We start from the raw sequence: 18,022 nt of genomic DNA, 5'->3' as shown, positions 1-18,022 counted from the left end.
CTTGCACCAGGACAAGTAGCCCTTCTGGGTGTCCGGTAAGGCCGCCGCCTCACCGGACTGATCAGCTTCGACCGCTTTAGTTGAATGTTTGCAGCCTCAATTTGAGCGATCCATCGGCTTGGCGTTCGAATACGTGCATCGCCAAACCACCCAATGGAGACGGCTTGCCCTCCTTGTCCTTACCCGTGGCACTCCACTTGGCTGTCCCGAACACAACCTTGTCGTCTCCGCCGGCGTCAATCATCTCCAACTTGTGACCCGTCACGCCGTTCGCGAACAGTCCGGCAAAGAAACTCTCGATCTCAGACGGACCTGACGCCACCTGATGTGTGGGCGGCATCAATTTTGCCGTGGCGACATAGGAAGCGCCGATGGCTTTTGCGTCGTGCTTGTTGAATGCGGCATCCCAAGAGGCGTATGCCTTCTCCACATCCCCCTTGGCATCCGCAGCCAGCGAAATCCCTGGCGCGCCGAGCAGACAAATGACTAGTGCTGATGTTTGAGCCAACTTCATAAGGATACTCCTCTGTTGGATGATAATGCCTTTCCCGATTGATCAGATTATCAGTCCGGTCGTCCGCCGCGGCTGCGCTCCCGCGGGCATGACGACACCGTCGCCGGTTGCGTTGTGGCCGGCCCTTGGTTCATTAAGGAAGAGGTGCAGGCGGTGGTAACTTCAATGGCGCCGTTCACCTCGGGAGTCCATATCGCGCGCCATGACACCGCTGATGCAGCCGATCACACATGCGCCGAACTTCAACCACCACGACCAGTTTTGCGAAGGCATATTCATCATGGCTGGTTGCCCGAAGACTCCATCCAATAGCTTGCGGAACAGCAATTCCGGGCAACTACCGTCAACCACGTTGACAAATGGGAGAGAGCGCCGGCGCACCGTGCGTCGGCCGGAAATCCCTGCGCTGGTCACGGTGTAATTCGCCTTTAGGGCCCGTGGCTGACCTTAGCTCAGAGCGCCGCGAGGTCTGCTTCCTGAAGGTGACCCGAACAGGGTCATGCAAGCTGGCCAAGGCCGCCTTTGACCCACTGCAGACATCTTGGAAGCCGCTGGCGTTTCACTTCCATGGACCAACATCGCGAGGCAACTTGAGCGATTGTCAGATCGTCTCATCCGCGATCGACAGCAGCGTGGCCGGAAAGTTCAGATTGAGTTTGTCGGCAGCTTGTCTATTCAGCAGAAGCTCAAATTTCGTCGGCTGGCTGATTGGGATGTCGCCCGGCTTCTTACCCTTCAACAACTCGTCCACGATTTCGGCAAGCCGGCGGGTCGATTCCGTCAGGTCGACGCCGTAAGCCATGAGGCCACCAGCTTCAACGAAGTCGCGATAGTTGTAGATGGCCGGAATTCGATGATTGGCTGCCAATTCCACGATAAGCTTGCGATTGGTTATGTGTTCGGGATTTGTTGGAAAGAACAGGCCATCGACCTTCTCAGCTTCCACTTGAGCGAACATTCGCTCGTATTCAGCTGGAGTATAGTTCTCGATCGGGGCGATCGAAATTGGTACGTTCGCTTCTTTGGCCGCCTGTTCTGCAAATTTCCAGTGCGGGGCGGTGCGTTGTGCAGGAGCCGCCACGAACCTGGTATTCGAGAGTTTACCCACCGTTTCCGTCAAAAATTGAAGTCGCTTTCCAAAGACTTCGTATCCGGCATCGGCGCTCACGCCAGTTATATTCCCTTCCGGCCGAGACAGGCTAGACACGATGCCCAGTTTGATCGGATCGGCACTGATACTTGCTACCGGAATCGACCTCGTCAGCAACTTGAAAGCATTCGACAATGCGTCGTGCATTGAAACGATTACATCGGGTCTCGTTTCCACCACCTTCCTCGCAAGGTCGTTGTAAGCCTCGATCCTTCCGAAGGCAGAATATCGCTCAACGATAATGTTTTGGTTCTCGACGTAACCAAGCCGCTTCAGTTGACGGAAGAAGGAGCTGATCGAACGGCGACCATTCTCGGTCAGATTTTCAGGCAGCTCGGATGGGTGAACTACAGCGACGCGCCACACTTTGCCGGAAGCTGCCCGTGCGAAGGTCGCAGTTGCCAACAAACCAAACGCCAGTGAACGGCGCGTCATCACCCGTTCCAAGACCTCTCTCCTTTTTCGGCAGCATACGCCCGACCGGAGCGGCCCGCCAATGTCAATCCTAGCGGAAATGAGGCTTCAACCGGTTGATGGGCGGATTTTGTGCGTCCGCAAAATGGGCAAATCTGGCTCGCGGCTCGCTGGCCCTTCGTGGTCGCGACCAGTGTCAACACAAGCTCGATTGCTATTCTCGACATGACCGCCTTTCCTCTTACCATCGTCGAAGCCGGCGTTCACGCCGAGCTTGCTAAGAAAAGATTGCAATGCGGCAATGCGTGTTGGCGCTGAGCCATGAAGTACGCAAAGTTCTCCTTCATATGCTCGGCGTATTCCAGGCGATAGCGCTCGTGATCTTCGCCGGTCTGATCGTCCCGGCGGCTAAGAAACGCGCGGTGGTTGGTAAGGGGGGCCCTTAAATTACCCCCGCTACCCGCATCGCCACGCCCGCGGCACAACTGCCGGCGAGAACTGTGAGCATGCCGAGCTTGAACCGGAAGATCGCGGTGGCCGCTGCAATCGACAGCACCAGCGCCGGCACGTCGACGCTCGTCAGCACCGGCATGTCGAAGTCGAACGGGAAGGCGTTCACCGGCACCGTCGCGCGGAACAGCGTGTGCAGCGCGAACCAGATCGAGAGGTTGAGGATCACGCCGACAACCGCGGCGGTGATCGCACTGAGCGCGCCGGCCAATCCCGTGTTGCCGCGCAGGCGCTCGATATAGGGCGCGCCGAGAAAGATCCAGAGGAAGCAGGGCGTGAAGGTGACCCAGGTCGCGAGCAGGCCGCCAAGCGTTGCCGCCAGCATCGGCGACAAACCGCTCGGGTCGCGGTAGGCGGCCATGAAGCCGACGAACTGCAGCACCATGATCAGCGGGCCCGGCGTGGTCTCGGCCATGCCGAGGCCGTCCAGCATTTCATGCGGCTTCAGCCAGTGATAATGCTCGACCGCCTGTTGCGCGACATAGGCCAGCACGGCGTAGGCGCCGCCGAAGGTGACCAGTGACATCTTCGAGAAGAACAGTGCGATCTGGCTGAAGACGTTGGCCTGACCGAAGACGGCGAGCAGGGCGATCACCGGCACGAGCCAGAGCGCCAGCCACAGCGCGCCGACGCGGATCGCGCGCGCCGTATTGGGCCGCACGTGCTCGGGCACGGCTTCGCCGAGCATGCTGTCGATCGCGGCGCCGCTGCCGCCGTGGCCGTGACCAGCCGGTGCGAATTCCGGCCGGCCAGCGCGCGCGCCGGCATAGCCGATGATGCCGGCGGCGATGATGATGATCGGGAAGGGGACCGCAAAGAAGAAGATGGCGATGAAGGCCGCGGCCGCGAGCGCCATCATGATGCGGTTCTTCAGCGCGCGCTTGCCGACGCGGACCACGGCCTCGACCACGATGGCGAGCACGGCGGCTTTCAGTCCGAAAAACAGCGCCTCGACGAAGCTGACATTGCCATAGGCGGCGTAGACGTAACTCAGGCCCATGATGGCGATGATGCCGGGCAGGATGAACAGCCCGCCCGCCATCAGCCCGCCGGCGGTGCGATGCATCAGCCAGCCCACATAGGTGGCAAGCTGTTGTGCTTCCGGTCCCGGCAGCAGCATGCAGTAATTCAGCGCGTGCAGGAAGCGGCCTTCAGAGATCCACTTCTTCTCTTCGACCAGAATACGATGCATCACCGCGATCTGGCCCGCGGGCCCGCCGAAGCTCAAAGAGGCGACGCGGAGCCAGACGCGAAAGGCTTCACCGAAGCTGACGCCGTGACCGGCATCAGCTCCTGCTTGAACGTTGCGGATATCCATTACGCCTTCACCTTGTTGGTCGGCCAGTTGTGGGTCTCGGTGGTGGCGTCGCGGCACCAGCGGTAGAAGGCGTCGTAGAGCAGCATGCCAGCCTCGAGCTGCGCGAGGTCGTCGTCATACATGCGCGACAGTCCGAGCGAGGCCGCGAGCAGGCCCGGCGCTTCTGGCGCAAGATCAGGCCGCGCGGTGTCGGCGCCGCGCACCAGCGTCGCCAGCCGGAGCAGAGGCGGCGAGGCGATCCCGAATTCCTCGATCATGACGTCGAAGGTGCAGAGCTCGCCGCGGTGGCTCCAGAACACGTTCTCAATGTCGAAGGGAGCTGCATTGAACCGCTCGCCGACGCCGATCACCTCGGACGGTGCTACATACAGGAACACCGCATTGGGATCGACAAAGCGGCGGATCAGCCAGGGGCAAGCGATGCGATCGACCTTCGGCCGGGCCCGCGTGACCCAGACAGTGCGCCCTCTGGCATCGCGCGGCGGCAGCTTGCGCGTGTCGAGCAGCGGCAGGTTTGCCGCTTTCCAGCCCTCGAAGCCGCCCTCCAGGGTCTCAGCCTCGACGCCGAGCTGGCGCAGCCACGCCGCCGTGCCCTGCGCGAGCTTTTCACCGCGCAGGCAGGAGACGATGGCCCTTCGGCCCGCGAAGTTGCCGCCCCAGTCCGTCACCTTGTCGTGACTGAGCTTGATAGAGCCTGGGATCAGCCGCCGGTCGGCGGCAAAATCCTCCTCGGTGCGTACATCGATGAGGGCAGGGCTGTTCGCGGTGCCGATCAGCCGTGCCAATTTGTCAGATGAGATGGTCGTGAAAGTAGAAATGATGCGTCCTCGCAAGAAACGAACGGGACGCGATGCTTGGGCGTGTCGCCTCGTGGGGAGATCGCTCAAATCCCCATGGCGCCGATTACAGCGAAACTAAGCAGGACTGTCAATCCGCGGCACGATTGGACCTTAGAAAATCGCGCCTCGGCGGTCTATACTGCAGGCCGACAGACCTGAATCTTCTGGAGAATTCGATGCATTCCCACTCCATCGAACAATGGACCCATGACCACGCCTTTCTTGGCGACAAGCACGACGAGAACGAGCGGCGTACCTGGCTCGTGGTCGTCCTGACGCTGGTCATGATGGTCGGCGAGATCGTCGCCGGCTCGCTGTTCGGATCGATGGCGCTGCTGGCCGACGGCTGGCACATGGGCACCCATGCGGCGGCGCTCGGCATCGCCGCCTTTGCCTATCGTTTCGCGCGCCGGCACCTGGGGAATGCGCATTTCACCTTCGGCACCGGCAAGTTCGGCGATCTCGCCGCCTTCTCTAGCGCGATCATCCTCGGCCTGATCGCGATCGAGATCGCATATGAGAGCGTGCTGCGGCTGATCACGCCGGTGCCGATCGTCTATGCCGAGGCAATCGCGGTCGCCGCGCTCGGCCTGTGCGTCAATCTCGCGAGCGCGTGGCTCTTGCGCGGCAGCCACGATCATCATCACGGCCACAGCCACGCGCATGATCATCACGACGATCATGACCACGACCAGGATGATCATGGCCATCACCATCATCATCACGACAACAATCTTCGCGCCGCCTATGTGCACGTCATGGCGGACGCAGCGACCTCGGTGCTGGCGATCGCAGCACTCGCCGTCGCGATGTATTCGGGCTGGGTCTGGGCCGATCCAGCCGTCGGGCTGATCGGCAGCGCCGTGATCGCGAGCTGGGCGTTCGGCCTGATCAAGTCATCGGGGGCGGTGCTGCTCGACGTGCGCGCCGACGAGAAGCTGGAGCGGGTGATCCGAGCGCGGATGGAAGTCGGCGAGGACCGCGTCACCGATTTGCATCTGTGGCAGGTGGGGCCCGGCCATTGTGCCGTGCTGCTCTCGGTGGTGTCGGACCAGCCGAAGCAGCCGGCCGTCTACAAGCGGCGGCTCGCGGGGCTGAAGGGCCTCAGCCACGTCACGGTCGAAGTCGAGACCTGTCCGCATTGATTGGCTTGACGGGAATTTCGCGAACGGGCCGGGGTTGATCCTCGGTCGTCGCCCTGTACGGGAGGAACAACAATGATGCCGAGGATCAAGCTCGCGCTCGCCATCGCTGCACTCGCTCTGCCCGGCGCTTCAGCGCTGGCGCAATCGGAGAAAACCGGGGTCGAAAAGCTCTACGTGCTCAATTGCGGCGAGGGCACCGCCGGCGACCTCTCGCGCTGGACGCCTGGCCTCAACGAGGGCAAGGCGATGGACTTCGTCGACAGCTGCTATCTCATCAAGCAGGCCAAGGGCTGGTTCCTGTGGGACACCGGCATTGCGGATTCCGTCGCCGCGATGCCGAATGGACTCGCGCCCGCCGATCCCAAAGCCGTCACTTGGCGCCGTCCGAAGACGCTTGCCGCCCAGCTCGAACAGCTCGGGCTCAAGCCCGACGACGTCAAGGCGATGGCTGTCTCGCACACGCATCCCGATCATACCGGCAATGTCGAGCTGTTTCCGCAGTCCATGCTCTACGTGCAGAAGGCCGAATACGACTGGCCCGGGCCCAATAACGCGCCGCGCTTCAAGCCGTCGCATCCGGTCGAGCAGCTCGCAGGCGACAAGGACGTGTTCGGCGACGGCAGCGTGACCATTCTATCCACGCCCGGCCATACGCCGGGACACCAGTCGCTGCTGGTGAAACTGCCAAAAACCGGCGCGGTGATCCTGTCGGGCGATGCCGTCCACTTCAAGGACAATTGGGACAACCGCCGCGTGCCGAGCATGAACGTCAACAAGGACCAGAGCGCGGCCTCGATGCAGAAGATCGCCGACACGCTCGCCAGGGAAAAAGCGCAGCTCTGGATCAACCACGACAAGGCCCAGCGCGACAGCCAGAAGCTGGCGCCGGAGTTTTACGAGTAGAGCGTTTTCGAGCGAAGTGGGCACCGGTTCGCGCCAAGAAAACGCGTCAAAACAAGCATCCAGAGCTTCCGTTCCGATCGCATCGGACCGGACGCGCTGGGCGTGTGACGAAGCTGCTGCCACGACGATGGCAGCAGCTTCGTGCTAGGCCCGCCAAAAGCTCCGCGACAGGAGACAGCGGTGGGCGAATGGGCCGGGGTTGTGATCGCGCTGGCGTCGAGCAGCCTCGGTGGCACGGCGGCGGCCATTACCCGCTATCTCGTCGGCGGCGCCGATCCGATCATGCTCGCGATCCTGCGCTGGGGGATCGGCTTTCTCTGCCTCGTGCCATGCGCGCTGCTGCTTGGCGTGCGTTGGCCGCAGCGGTCCGATTGGCCGACCGTGGCGCTGCTCGGCATCAGCTTCTTCGGTCTGTTCTTCATCCTCTACAACATCGCGGTGTCCTACACGACCGCTGCCCGCGCCAGTCTTGCGCTCGCGGCGCTGCCGCTTCACACGATGGTGGTGGGGGCGCTCCTTGGCGTCGAGCGGCTGACGGCGCGCAAGATCACGGGTGTCGGCATCGCCGTGCTCGGCGTGGCGGCAGCGCTGGCTACCGGCCTGGCGCACAGTCCGCCAGGGGCCTGGCGCGGCGAATTGATCATGACCGCAGCCGTGTTCTGCATGGCATTCTACAACGTATTGTCGCGTCCGTTGATGCAGCGCTCGAGCGCGCTCGGCTTTCTCACCGTCGGCATGGGTGCGGGTGCCGTCGTGCTGGTGCTGGCGGGTCTGGTGAGAGGCAGCTTTGCGGCGCTCGAGCACTTCACCACGGCGCAGTGGATTGCCGGCGTCTATCTCGGCATTGGCGGCGGCGCACTCGCCTTCATCCTCTGGGTCATGGCGCTGGAGCGGGCAACGCCGACTCGCGTCGCCAACACGATGACGATCAATCCGATCGCCGCCGCTCTGCTTGCTGCGCTCCTCATCCGCGAGCCGATTACGCCTCATCTGCTTGTCGGATTGGTTGCGGTGTTCGCCGGAATCTGGATCGCGACCAGCGAGACGAAGCCCGCCTAGCTCCGCGGGAAGGTCACCGTGGGCGGACTCGCTTCCGGCGGCTTCTTCGGCTTCAGCGTGCCGGCATAGAACGAGAGCAGCCAGACCAGCAGGACGGCGAGGAGATAGACGCCCCAGGCCTGCGGCGGCGTGGTCGCCCAGCGCAGGAGGCCTTTGAACGTGCGCGGCGGGCCGGGGTCTTCGCTCATGGCCCGCTTGTGCGCGAAAGGGGCCGGGCGGTCAATCCGGGCGCGGCCCGGCGCGGATCAGGAACAACGCCGCCAACGCCGACAGGCTGAGCGCGGAGGAGACGATCAGCACCTTGGCGCCCATGACGTCGATCAGCAGACCGAACGCGAGCGGCGCCACGGCCTGGGCCATCCGCGCCGGTGCGCCGATGATGCCGAGACGGTAGCCAAAGTCCTTCGGTCCGAAAATCGCGAGCGGCAGCGTGCCGCGCGCGATCGTCAGGATACCGTTGCCGGAGCCGTGGAACAGCGCAAACGCGCTCGCCGCAGCGCCGCCGAAGATCGCGACGACCACCGCGCCGATCGGATGGGTGAGGCAGGCGAGCCGCGTCGACCACAGCGGATGGAAGCGGCTGAGGAAGCCCGCCTCGAGCATGCGCGCGCCGACCTGGGCCGGGCCGATCAGCGCGCCCGCCGCGATGGCTTCGACGGGTGTTGCGCCCGTCGTCTCCAGGATGCGGGGGAAATGCGCGGCCATCGCGCCGGTGACGGTCCAGACCGCGGCGAAGATGAAGGCAAGCAGGATCATGGTGCGGTCGAGCGGCAAATGCGGCTTCTCGGCGGTCGCTGCCGTCTGCCTCGCGCCCCTGATCACCGGCAGCATGAAGAAGTTGAGGGGCAGGCCGATCAGGATATTGGCAGCCGCCCAGGCAAAGCAGGTCTCGCGCCAGCCGATATGGGACAGACCCCACGCGGTGAGCGGCCAGCCGACCGTCGAGGCGAAGCCCGCCATCAGCGTGATGCCGGTGATGGGCCTGCGCGCCTCGGTGCCGTAGATGCGCCCCAGAGCGGCGAAGGCGGCGTCGTAAAGGCCCATCGCCATGCCGATGCCGAGAATGAGCCAGGCGATCGCCATCACTGCCACCGAGTGCGAGAGGCCGAGGAGGACGAGGCCGGCGGCGATGGTCAGGTTCGAGGCCGAAAGCACCTGCCGCCCGCCGACGAGATCGATCTGCCGCCCGATGCGCGGGCCGAGCATCGCCGAGATCACGAGCGAAGCCGAGAACGCGGCAAAGATCCAGTTGGAGGAAATGCCGAGGTCGTGCGCCATGGGATCGGCGAGCAGCGCCGGCAGATAATAGCTGGAAGCCCAGGCCAGGGTCTGCGTGGCGCCAAGCGCCAGGATAATCGGAAGCTGGCGCCGGCTCATCTGCGCGTGGCTCCGATTCTGGCCGACAAGCTCGTCATTATGGGCATCTGCCGCGCGCGCGGCGAACACGTCAACCGCCCCTGCGACATATTCGATCTGCAAGGGATGGGAGCCTTGCGCACGGCCCGCGCGTGGCTCGCGCCTTTCGCTCGTCACGAATGCACGCCATAATGGCGCATGCAATTGACCTCGCGCCTCGAATTGATGAACTGGATCGCCGGCCAGGGCCTTACCAGCCTGCCCGAACCGGAACTGCTGCGTGGTTTCTGCGAGCGATGCCGCGCCGAGGGGCTGGAACTATCGCGCGGGCTCGTCGTCATCGACACGCTGCATCCGATCTATGAGGGTCGCGGCTTTCGCTGGAGCGACCGGCCGAGCAACGAGAGCGACGCGTTCGAATACGGCTCGACCGCCGAAGGCGATGCGGCCAAGAGCTGGCGCCGCTCGGTGTTCTTCCACATGCTCGAGCATGGCCACGACGAGATGGTGATCGATCTCGCCGACGCGCCGTCGCTGGATTTCTCGCAGATCGGCGAGCTCGCCGAGAAGGGGCACAAGCATTATCTCGCCTTCGTACACCGCTTCGGCGAGAACGGCGCGCTCGGCCTGATGGATTGCCTCTATTCCTGCTGGACGACGCGTCGTGACAGCGGGTTCTCCGAACCCGAGCTCGAAGCCCTGCGCGATCTGGTGCCGGTGCTGGGGCTCGCGATCAAATCGGCACAGCAGGTCGACATCGCCCGCACGCTCGGCCGCGTCTATCTCGGGCGGGACGCCTCCGAGCAGGTGCTGCGCGGACGTATCTCGCGCGGCGTCACCGAGCGCATCAACGCCGTGCTCTGGTATTCGGACTTGCGTGGCTCGACCGGGATCAGCGAGAGCATCGGTCCCGACGAGATCATTCCGTTCCTCAACGACTATGCGCAAGCGGTGATCGACCCGATCCACGATGCGGGCGGCGACGTGCTGAAGCTGATCGGCGACGGCGTGCTTGCGATGTTCACCGGCGAGGACATGGCGGCGGCGCGCCGCGCCGCGCTACGGGCGGAGCATCTGTTTCGCAAGAACGTCGCGGCGCTGAACGCACGCCGCGCGGCCGACGGTCGTCCCACCACGTCGGCCTATATCGGTCTGCATGTCGGGGAGGTCTTCTACGGCAATATCGGCAGCGAGGACCGGCTCGACTTCACCGTGGTTGGACCGACCGTCAACGAAGTCAGTCGCATCGCCTCGATGAGCCGCTCGGTCGATCGCGAACTGCTCGCGTCCTCGGAATTCTACAAGGGTCTCGACGCCGCCGGCCGGCGCTATCTCGTCTCCACCGGCCGCTACGCACTGCGCGGCATCGGCCGCGCGCAGGACCTCTACACGCTCGATCCCGACGTCGATGTCAGCGAGCCGGTGACGGGGAGCTACGAGCGCTATCTGGCGGGGTAGGTGATTTCACCAGCATCGCCCCGGAATGACCGGGCTTCAGCACCCCGCCACCACTTCGTCCCCCACCATGTCCGGCTGCCGGTCGAGCGCCACCGCCGGTGACAGCAGGATCACCAGGGCCTGTACGCCGAACACTGCCGCTGCGAGATAGAGGCAGGCCTCCGCGCTCCAGAACCCGCCGACGATTGCGCCCAGCGCCGAGCCGAGCGGGCGGGCGCCGTAGCTCATGATGTTGATGGCGGAGACGCGCCCCAGAAGGCGCGGCGGCGTCACCGATTGGCGCAGCGTCGTGGTCGAGATCACCCACAGGATCGGTCCGACGCCGAGCAAGAAGAAGCTCAAAGCCGCAAGCCAGGGCGAGGGGACCAGCACCGTCAGCGCCATCACCAATGCTGCGACGAAGCCGGTGACGGGGCCGAGGCCGACGACCGCGCCGAACGCGACGCGCTGCATCACGCGGGTGGCGACCAGCGCGCCGATCACCATGCCGACGCCGTACATCGTCAGCACGGTGCCGACGCCGGCGGCGGTGAGGCCGAGATGACGCACGGCATAGGGCACGAACACCGCGATCTGCAAGAACCAGCCGGTGTTGAAGATGAATTGGGTGATGAACACCGGCCGCAGCAGCGGATGGTGAAACACGAAGGCCGCGCCTTCGCGGATATCCTGGAACGGATGGCGCCGCGGAGATGTTGCCCGCGCGGGCTCGTAGATGCCGGCGAGCAGCACCACGGCGATCGCCGACAGCGCAGCCGCAAAGCCGAAGGCCGGGCTTGCGCCCCACCAGCCCACCAGCACGCCGCCGAGCGCAGGTCCGCTCGCAAACGCGATGGTGCGCGCGAGCTCGATCCGCGCATTCGCCGCCGGCAAAAGGTCCGAACTGACCAGCGAGGGCACCAGTGCCGGTGCCGCCACGCTGTAGACGACGGTGCCGCACACAGCGGCAAAGCCGAGCAGCGCCAGCAGCGGCAAATTGAGCGCGCCCAGCGCCAGCAGGAGGACGATGGCCGCGAGTGCAGCGGTCCGCACCGCCTCGGCTCCCGCCATCAGCCAGCGGCGGGAGATGCGGTCGGCGAGCACGCCAGCGGGAATGGCGAACAGGACAAAGGGCAAAGTGAGGGCGGTCTGCAGCAGGCCGGTCCGGCCTTCGGCGACCCCCAGCGTCAGCACGGCAACGATGGGCGCTGCGGCCAGTGCGATCTGCTCGGCCGATTGCGCCGCGAGGTTCGACCAGGCGAGGCGGTTGAAGGTGTCAGGGAGGCGCGGGGGCGTTGACATGGCTCTATCCTGCAAAAGGCGAATTTGCGCCCATGTTCGCCCGCGAGGACCGCCGAACCCACCCGCTTCCCGACAAGGGCCACGGGTCTGCGCTGAGAACCGGTACGGCTAGATGCAGTTGCAAATGAGTTGCAATAAGAAACAAGTCAGGTATTCTGCCGCCATGGATGCCCAATCACCCCATCTGACCCGAGCCCTGAGCCAAGACGCCGCCGGCTGGCGCACCGATGCGCCCACCACCAAGAGCCTCGCCGAGGTCAATTCCACAATTGCCATTCCGGCCGCCGGCCGCTGGTGGCGGCGGCTGCTGGCCTTCGTCGGTCCGGGCTATCTCGTCTCGGTCGGCTACATGGATCCCGGCAACTGGGCGACCGACCTCGCCGGCGGATCGAAGTTCGGCTACACGCTGCTCTCGGTCATCCTGCTCTCGAATTTGATGGCGATCCTGCTGCAGTCGCTGGCAGCGCGGCTCGGCATCGTCACCGACCGCGACCTCGCGCAGGCCTGCCGCGCGACCTATTCGCCGGTGGTGAACTTCCTGCTCTGGCTTGCCTGCGAGGCGGCGATCATCGCGTGCGATCTCGCCGAAGTCATCGGCACCGCGATCGCGCTGAAGCTGCTGTTCGGCATTCCCCTGATCGGCGGCGCGCTGCTCGCCGCGCTTGACGCTTTCCTGCTGCTGCTCCTGATGAATCGCGGCTTCCGTTTCCTCGAAGCCTTCGTGATCGCGCTGCTTGGCGTCATCGCGGTCTGCTTCGCCGTCCAGATCGTGGCTGCGGCGCCGCCGGTTGCGGAGGTGCTGCGTGGCTTCGTGCCAAAGACCGAGATCTTCACCAATTCCGAGATGCTGTACATCGCGATCGGCATCATCGGCGCGACCGTGATGCCGCATAATCTCTACCTGCACTCCTCGATCGTTCAGACGCGCGCCTATGAGCGCAATGACGCTGGCCGGCGCGAGGCGATCAAATGGGCGACGACGGACTCGACCATCGCCCTGATGCTGGCGCTGTTCATCAATGCCGCCATCCTTATCGTCGCTGCTGCGACCTTCCACAGAACCGGCCATTCCGACGTCGCCGAGATCGGCCAGGCTTTTGAACTGCTGTCGCCGCTGCTCGGTCTCGGCATCGCCTCGACGCTGTTCGCGGTGGCGCTGCTCGCCTCCGGCCTCAATTCAACGGTTACGGCGACGCTCGCCGGCCAGATCGTGATGGAAGGCTTTCTCGATCTGCGTCTGCCGAGCTGGGCGCGCCGCCTGCTCACGCGCGGCATAGCCATCATTCCCGTGATCGTCGTCACCGCGATCTATGGCGAGCGCGGCACCGCCGATTTGCTGGTGTTCAGCCAGGTCGTGCTGTCGATGCAACTGCCCTTCGCCGTCATCCCGCTGGTCCGCTTCGTCTCCGACCGCCGCAAGATGGGGAAGTTCGCGATTCCGATGTCAGTCGCCGCGATCGCGTGGATCGTCGCAGGCGTGATCGTTGTTTTGAACCTGAAGCTGCTGGCGGACACGCTGTTCGGGTGAGTGGCGAGTAGTGAATGGGGAGCGTTTCACCTACTCGCTATCGCCACTCACCATTCGCTTCTTCAGTCTTGCGGCTCGGATGCCACATCCCCCTGCGCGTCGACGCGAAGCCAGCCTGAGGGCGCGAGGCGCTGCTGCGGCAGGAAGCGGGCCTTGTAGTCCATCTTCTTCGAGCCCTCGATCCAGTAGCCGAGATAGACGTAGGGCAGCCCTTGCCGGCGCGCGCGGGCGATGTGGTCGAGGATCATGAAGGTGCCCATCGAGCGGCTGACCTGGCTCGGCTCGAAGAACGAATAGACCATCGACAGTCCGTCGCTGAGCACGTCGGTCAGCGCCACCGCGATCAGTTCCTCGCCGCGGCCGGTGAGGCCGCTGTCGGGGCCGCGTTTGCGGTACTCGATGATGCGGGTCTCGACATGGCTGTCCTCGACCATCATGGCGTAGTCGAGCACGGTCATGTCGGCCATGCCGCCATGGCGATGGCGGGCGTCGAGATAGGCGCGGAATATCGAATATTGCTCGGAGGTGGGAACGGCGCTGCGCTGCTCGCCGATGATGTCGGCGTTGCGCGCCAGCACTTTCCTGAAGTTGCGGGACGGCCGGAACTCATTGGCGACAACCCGGACGGAGACGCAGGCGCGGCACTGGTCGCAGGCGGGACGGTACGCAATCGACTGGCTGCGGCGGAACCCGCCATGGGTCAGGAGATCGTTGAGGTCACCGGCGCGCTCACCCACGAGGTGCGTAAACACCTTGCGCTCATGCCGGCCCGGCAGATAGGGGCACGGGGAGGGCGCCGTGAGGTAAAATTGCGGGGTATCGCGCGAGTGCTGGGTCAAGGGACGTCGTGGGCCTCCAAACTGTGTGTCAGCATCGCGCTACGGAAGCTCCGGGTCAATTGGCCTGCTCGGCAGATCAGATCAGTCAGCTTAGAAGATCCGGGTTGATAGGTCCTTGATCAGAACGTCCTTGCGGCCTGGGGCGCGGGTACGCGGACCGAATTGTTGATCACGACCGTTCCCAAGACGAAATCATGCAGCAGGCGACGGCGGCCGTTGAACAGGCCGACCAGCACCACGAAGGGCGACAGGAACGAGACCATCACCCAGAACAGCACCGCATGGGTGGCGCCGAGCACGAAGTAGCCGGGCGCGCCGTACCAGGTGCGCAGTTCCAGATCCATCAGGCGCATGCCCACCGTCGCGGAGGAAGGGCCGCCGATGCTCGCGCCGTAATAGATGATGGCCCAGACCACCGAGGCCGGCCAGGCGATCCAGAACAGCGCCCAACCGATGCCGAGCGTGACCACACCGAACAAGGCGATGAAGATATAGCCGAGGATCACCGGCACCGAGATCACGACCATGTCGACCAGGAAGGCGAACACCCGCCGCGTCGCAACACCGCGGAACAGCTCCGGATGCAGATAGGGATCGTAGGCGTGCGGCTGCAGGCCGCCGTTGCGCCAGGCGCCTGAATTGCCCGAGTCCGACATGTCCGTTCTCCCAGCGAACCCCCGTGGCAGGACATGGGAACAGGGCGTTCGCATGCCAAGGGCGCGCTGGGATCAACAAGCGAAAATATTCCGGCAATTCGGCGGCGGAGCGGCGCGGCGGGGATGCGCCGGCGCGACGCCTTCATCGTCGTCCTCGCGAAGACCAGGACAGGTGGCCGGCCTTCGCCGCGACGACATCGAAGAGGCGGTGGGCGTTTATGACCCCTGCGCCCGCAGCTTCTCCGCGACTTTCGGCGCAAAGTAGCTCAGCACACCGTCGGCGCCGGCGCGCTTGAAGGCGAGCAGGCTTTCCATCATCGCGCGCTCGCCGTCGAGCCAGCCGTTATTGGCCGCGGCCGCGATCATCGCGTATTCGCCGGAGACCTGGTAGGCGAAGGTCGGCATCGCAAAAGTATCCTTCACACGGCGGACCACGTCCAGATAAGGCATGCCGGGCTTCACCATCACCATGTCGGCGCCCTCGGTGATGTCGAGCTCGACCTCGCGCAGTGCTTCGTCGGTATTGGCGCTGTCCATCTGGTAGGTGCGCTTGTCGCCGATGAGCGTCTTGGCCGAGCCGATGGCGTCGCGGAACGGGCCATAGAAGGCGGAAGCGTATTTGGCCGCATAGGCCATGATCTGCACGTCGAGCAGGCCTGAGCGGTCGAGCCCCTCGCGGATCGCGGCGACGCGGCCGTCCATCATGTCCGAAGGCGCGATGATGTCGCACCCGGCTTCGGCCTGCACCAGGGCCTGGCGCACCAGCACCGCGACCGTCTCGTCATTCAAGATCTTGCCGTCGGAGATCAGGCCGTCATGGCCATGACTGGTGAAGGGATCGAGCGCGACGTCGCAGAGAATGCCGAGCTCCGGAAACTCCTTCTTGATCGCGCGCACAGCTTGGCAGACCAGATTGTTCGGGTTGGTCGCTTCCGATCCTTCCTCGTCGCGTAAGGACGGGTCGGTATAGGGAAACAGCGCGATACAGGGGATGGTGAGCTTCATGGCGCGCTCGGCCTCGCGCACCGCCTGGTCGACGCTGAGGCGGTCGACGCCGGGCATCGAGGCAACGGGCTCGCGCTTGTCGTTGCCGTCGATCAGGAACAGCGGCCAGATCAGATCATCCGTGGTGACGACATTCTCGCGCACCAGGCGCCGGGCCCACTCGGCCTTGCGGTTGCGGCGCGGACGGACGGTCAGATCGAGGGCAGGGGAGGCGCTGGCGCCATCCCGGCGCGAAACCTCGCGCAATTCGATCGGACGTCCGTATTTGATCGCCATCACTCTTCCTCCGGCTGGAATTATTCTTATACCAGCTCGCATGGTTCCCGTCACCGCGGCTTGACCTGCCGCAAGGGATGGCAGCCGATTGATTTTGCGGGGCGAAGCAGCCAGAAGGGGGCCATGTCCGAGATCTCCACACGCGATGCGGCCCGCGACAGCGCCCGGGACAATGCCAGAGACAGCGCCAGGGATAGCGCGTTGTCGGTGGCGGCGATCTCGTCGGAGCGCTCTGCGTCCGATGACAATGTCTGGACGCGCCGGCTCGTGCTGTTCCTGCGTGTGATGGCGCTGCTCTCGATCCTGAAGGGTCTCTATCACTGGGCGCAAGTGACGGGTTTCGTCGGCGGCGAGGACGAGGCTTTCGAGAACCAGGCGATGGCTTGGCAGGCCGCAACCGTCTACTTCGCCGTGATCGAGCTCGTCGCAGCAGTTGGTCTCTGGCTGGCGACGCCCTGGGGCGCCGTGGTGTGGCTGACGACCGTAGTGTCGATGGCGGTGATCGAGCTGATGTTTCCCGGCATCTACGGCGGCAGCCTGGTCGTGGTCGGTGTCGAAGCGTTCATGCTCGCCGCCTATCTCGCGCTGGCCTGGATGGCTGCGCGGGAACGACCGCCGTAGCAGCGTTTCTCGGCGCGATCAAAGATGCTCGCGTGCCCCGGACGCAATGCGGCGCGCCCCTGGCGATGCGAAGCATCGTCCGGTGCGGCGTGATGCGTTGCAGAGCCGGGGCCCATCTCACCGCAATCTCGTTTGTGGCTTCTTGGGTCCCGGCTCTGCGCTCCGCTTCGCTGCGCTTGTCCGGGACACTGCGCGTTTGGTTGACCGTTGGTTGCCTAAAATTTGCGGTAAGTTTTCGTTGACCAGCGTTGTTCCGCCACAGCTGTTACGCCCGCGTTTCGAAACGGGGCGGGGCTGTGCTGGAATGCGACAAGGGGGGCGGACGGAGGGTGAACACGACCTTGCGAGGGTCAACAGAGTGTTGCGGAAAGTGCTTGTAGCACAGGCTTAATCCGCAATTCACTGTCTTAAATTCATGATCTCTTTATTCTCTTATTTAAGCCGTTCTTCAAACGAGCCCCTTAAGTTGCACCTATCAGGCGGGACACAAGTTTCGTCGAATAAGTGTCGATAAAAACGACAACAGGGGAAGTGTCATGATGAAAGCCGTCGCAACTGCGGCAGATACCGCAGAGCGCGTCTCCGGCCAGCAGGGTTCGGTGCAGTCGCTCTATCTGGAAGCTTTGACTCTGGTGGAGCGGCTGCATCGCCGGCTCCTCGACGTGATCAAGGACGAGTTCGATCGCCGCGGCCGTGCGGACATCAACTCGGTCCAGGCGCTTTTGCTCTACAACATCGGTGACAAGGAGCTGACCGCGGGCGAGCTGCGCACGCGCGGTTACTATCTCGGCTCCAACGTCTCCTACAATCTGAAGAAGCTCGTCGAGCTCGGTTTCCTCGATCATCAGCGCTCGCGCGTTGATCGCCGCTCGGTGCGCATCCGCCTGACGCCACAGGGCCAGGAAGTCCGCCGCATCGTTGATGCGCTCTACCAGAAGCACGTCAAGACGGTGGAGCAGGTCGGCGGCATCTCGGGCGAGGAATTCTCGACCCTAAACAAGTCGCTGCACCGCCTCGAGCGGTTCTGGACCGACCAGATCCTGTACCGGCTCTGAGTTCCAAGGGATCAAGGCCAAGCCGGCCCCAATAAGACCGGCAAGCCTCCGAACGTGCCTCGACTTCCCCAAGAGCACCGGCCCGGATTTCGTCC

General features: G+C 64.1%; 18 protein-coding genes. 7 read left to right on the top strand and 11 right to left on the bottom strand.

Annotated features, from left to right (window positions below; genetic code table 11):
- Window positions 1-76: 76 nt before the first annotated feature.
- From IVB12_RS13775 to IVB12_RS13755, 5 genes are all read right to left on the bottom strand, one after another.
- Window positions 77-514, bottom strand: a complete 438-nt coding sequence (locus tag IVB12_RS13775) for a nuclear transport factor 2 family protein (RefSeq protein ID WP_247299650.1) — start codon at window positions 512-514, stop codon at window positions 77-79.
- Window positions 515-676: 162 nt separating this feature from the next.
- Entirely contained in the window at window positions 677-928 is a 252-nt protein-coding gene (locus IVB12_RS13770; RefSeq protein ID WP_247299649.1) for a hypothetical protein, read from the bottom strand.
- A 187-nt stretch (window positions 929-1,115) separates the two neighbouring features.
- Window positions 1,116-2,102 (bottom strand): ABC transporter substrate-binding protein, encoded by a 987-nt coding sequence (locus IVB12_RS13765; RefSeq protein ID WP_247299706.1) that lies wholly within the window; start codon window positions 2,100-2,102, stop codon window positions 1,116-1,118.
- A gap of 418 nt (window positions 2,103-2,520) precedes the next feature.
- The gene (gene chrA, locus IVB12_RS13760; RefSeq protein ID WP_247299646.1) at window positions 2,521-3,906 is read right to left on the bottom strand and encodes a chromate efflux transporter; all 1,386 of its coding nucleotides are present in this window, start codon (window positions 3,904-3,906) and stop codon (window positions 2,521-2,523) included.
- Window positions 3,906-4,724 carry a chromate resistance protein ChrB domain-containing protein gene (locus IVB12_RS13755; RefSeq protein WP_247299705.1) on the bottom strand — a complete coding sequence of 273 codons (819 nt, stop codon included), beginning with the start codon at window positions 4,722-4,724 and terminating at the stop codon, window positions 3,906-3,908. Before IVB12_RS13755 ends, chrA begins: the two co-directional genes overlap by 1 nt.
- A gap of 197 nt (window positions 4,725-4,921) precedes the next feature.
- On the opposite strand from IVB12_RS13755, the gene dmeF reads away from it, so the two are divergent.
- The 3 genes from dmeF (at window position 4,922) to IVB12_RS13740 (ending at window position 7,852) form a co-directional block, all read left to right on the top strand.
- Window positions 4,922-5,890 (top strand): CDF family Co(II)/Ni(II) efflux transporter DmeF, encoded by a 969-nt coding sequence (gene dmeF, locus IVB12_RS13750; protein WP_247299644.1) that lies wholly within the window; start codon window positions 4,922-4,924, stop codon window positions 5,888-5,890.
- 72 nt (window positions 5,891-5,962) lie between these two features.
- Window positions 5,963-6,793: an N-acyl homoserine lactonase family protein gene (locus IVB12_RS13745; RefSeq protein WP_247299643.1), complete on the top strand. Its 831-nt coding sequence runs from the start codon at window positions 5,963-5,965 to the stop codon at window positions 6,791-6,793.
- 180 nt (window positions 6,794-6,973) lie between these two features.
- On the top strand, window positions 6,974-7,852 hold the full coding sequence (locus tag IVB12_RS13740) for a DMT family transporter (protein WP_247299641.1): 879 nt from the start codon (window positions 6,974-6,976) through the stop codon (window positions 7,850-7,852).
- Here IVB12_RS13740 and IVB12_RS13735 read toward each other — a convergent pair.
- On the bottom strand, window positions 7,849-8,040 hold the full coding sequence (locus IVB12_RS13735; protein WP_247299639.1) for a hypothetical protein: 192 nt from the start codon (window positions 8,038-8,040) through the stop codon (window positions 7,849-7,851). The genes IVB12_RS13740 and IVB12_RS13735 overlap by 4 nt on opposite strands.
- Before the next feature lie 31 nt (window positions 8,041-8,071).
- Entirely contained in the window at window positions 8,072-9,229 is a 1,158-nt protein-coding gene (locus IVB12_RS13730) for an MFS transporter (RefSeq protein WP_247299696.1), read from the bottom strand.
- Between the two features lie 177 nt (window positions 9,230-9,406).
- Between IVB12_RS13730 and IVB12_RS13725 the strand changes: the two genes are divergently transcribed.
- Complete coding sequence (locus IVB12_RS13725) at window positions 9,407-10,666, top strand: adenylate/guanylate cyclase domain-containing protein (RefSeq protein ID WP_247299637.1); 1,260 nt, start codon at window positions 9,407-9,409, stop codon at window positions 10,664-10,666.
- A 36-nt stretch (window positions 10,667-10,702) separates the two neighbouring features.
- Here IVB12_RS13725 and IVB12_RS13720 read toward each other — a convergent pair whose 3' ends face one another.
- The gene (locus IVB12_RS13720; RefSeq protein WP_247299634.1) at window positions 10,703-11,947 is read right to left on the bottom strand and encodes an MFS transporter; all 1,245 of its coding nucleotides are present in this window, start codon (window positions 11,945-11,947) and stop codon (window positions 10,703-10,705) included.
- Window positions 11,948-12,110: 163 nt separating this feature from the next.
- Here IVB12_RS13720 and IVB12_RS13715 point away from each other — a divergent pair, with 163 nt between their 5' ends.
- The gene (locus IVB12_RS13715) at window positions 12,111-13,475 is read left to right on the top strand and encodes an Nramp family divalent metal transporter (protein ID WP_247299633.1); all 1,365 of its coding nucleotides are present in this window, start codon (window positions 12,111-12,113) and stop codon (window positions 13,473-13,475) included.
- A 62-nt stretch (window positions 13,476-13,537) separates the two neighbouring features.
- On the opposite strand, the gene IVB12_RS13710 is transcribed toward IVB12_RS13715, so the two are convergent.
- From IVB12_RS13710 to hemB, 3 genes are all read right to left on the bottom strand, one after another.
- Entirely contained in the window at window positions 13,538-14,314 is a 777-nt protein-coding gene (locus IVB12_RS13710) for an arginyltransferase (protein ID WP_247277061.1), read from the bottom strand.
- 119 nt (window positions 14,315-14,433) lie between these two features.
- The gene (locus tag IVB12_RS13705) at window positions 14,434-14,970 is read right to left on the bottom strand and encodes an RDD family protein (RefSeq protein ID WP_247299631.1); all 537 of its coding nucleotides are present in this window, start codon (window positions 14,968-14,970) and stop codon (window positions 14,434-14,436) included.
- Between the two features lie 216 nt (window positions 14,971-15,186).
- Complete coding sequence (hemB, locus tag IVB12_RS13700; protein ID WP_247299629.1) at window positions 15,187-16,251, bottom strand: porphobilinogen synthase; 1,065 nt, start codon at window positions 16,249-16,251, stop codon at window positions 15,187-15,189.
- A 123-nt stretch (window positions 16,252-16,374) separates the two neighbouring features.
- Between hemB and IVB12_RS13695 the strand changes: the two genes are divergently transcribed.
- Window positions 16,375-16,872 (top strand): DUF6163 family protein, encoded by a 498-nt coding sequence (locus tag IVB12_RS13695; RefSeq protein ID WP_247299628.1) that lies wholly within the window; start codon window positions 16,375-16,377, stop codon window positions 16,870-16,872.
- A 536-nt stretch (window positions 16,873-17,408) separates the two neighbouring features.
- Window positions 17,409-17,927, top strand: coding sequence for a MarR family winged helix-turn-helix transcriptional regulator (locus tag IVB12_RS13690; protein WP_018320040.1), 519 nt, complete (start codon window positions 17,409-17,411; stop codon window positions 17,925-17,927).
- Window positions 17,928-18,022 lie beyond the last annotated feature (95 nt).

The organism is Bradyrhizobium sp. 179 (assembly GCF_023073535.1).
Lineage (GTDB): Bacteria > Pseudomonadota > Alphaproteobacteria > Rhizobiales > Xanthobacteraceae > Bradyrhizobium.
Note: the sequence above shows the minus strand (reverse complement) of the source record. Positions and strands in the feature narration are given on the sequence as shown.

Bases quoted from the DNA above. Each gene is read 5' to 3' on its own strand.
- IVB12_RS13735 (WP_247299639.1), bottom strand. From the start codon at position 8,040: ATGAGCGAAGACCCCGGCCCGCCGCGCACGTTCAAAGGCCTCCTGCGC.
- IVB12_RS13690 (WP_018320040.1), top strand. From the start codon at position 17,409: ATGATGAAAGCCGTCGCAACTGCGGCAGATACCGCAGAGCGCGTCTCC.
- IVB12_RS13705 (WP_247299631.1), bottom strand. From the start codon at position 14,970: ATGTCGGACTCGGGCAATTCAGGCGCCTGGCGCAACGGCGGCCTGCAG.
- chrA (WP_247299646.1), bottom strand. From the start codon at position 3,906: ATGGATATCCGCAACGTTCAAGCAGGAGCTGATGCCGGTCACGGCGTC.
- IVB12_RS13745 (WP_247299643.1), top strand. From the start codon at position 5,963: ATGATGCCGAGGATCAAGCTCGCGCTCGCCATCGCTGCACTCGCTCTG.
- IVB12_RS13775 (WP_247299650.1), bottom strand. From the start codon at position 514: ATGAAGTTGGCTCAAACATCAGCACTAGTCATTTGTCTGCTCGGCGCG.
- IVB12_RS13730 (WP_247299696.1), bottom strand. From the start codon at position 9,229: ATGAGCCGGCGCCAGCTTCCGATTATCCTGGCGCTTGGCGCCACGCAG.
- IVB12_RS13695 (WP_247299628.1), top strand. From the start codon at position 16,375: ATGTCCGAGATCTCCACACGCGATGCGGCCCGCGACAGCGCCCGGGAC.
- IVB12_RS13715 (WP_247299633.1), top strand. From the start codon at position 12,111: ATGGATGCCCAATCACCCCATCTGACCCGAGCCCTGAGCCAAGACGCC.
- IVB12_RS13720 (WP_247299634.1), bottom strand. From the start codon at position 11,947: ATGTCAACGCCCCCGCGCCTCCCTGACACCTTCAACCGCCTCGCCTGG.
- hemB (WP_247299629.1), bottom strand. From the start codon at position 16,251: ATGGCGATCAAATACGGACGTCCGATCGAATTGCGCGAGGTTTCGCGC.
- IVB12_RS13725 (WP_247299637.1), top strand. From the start codon at position 9,407: ATGCAATTGACCTCGCGCCTCGAATTGATGAACTGGATCGCCGGCCAG.
- dmeF (WP_247299644.1), top strand. From the start codon at position 4,922: ATGCATTCCCACTCCATCGAACAATGGACCCATGACCACGCCTTTCTT.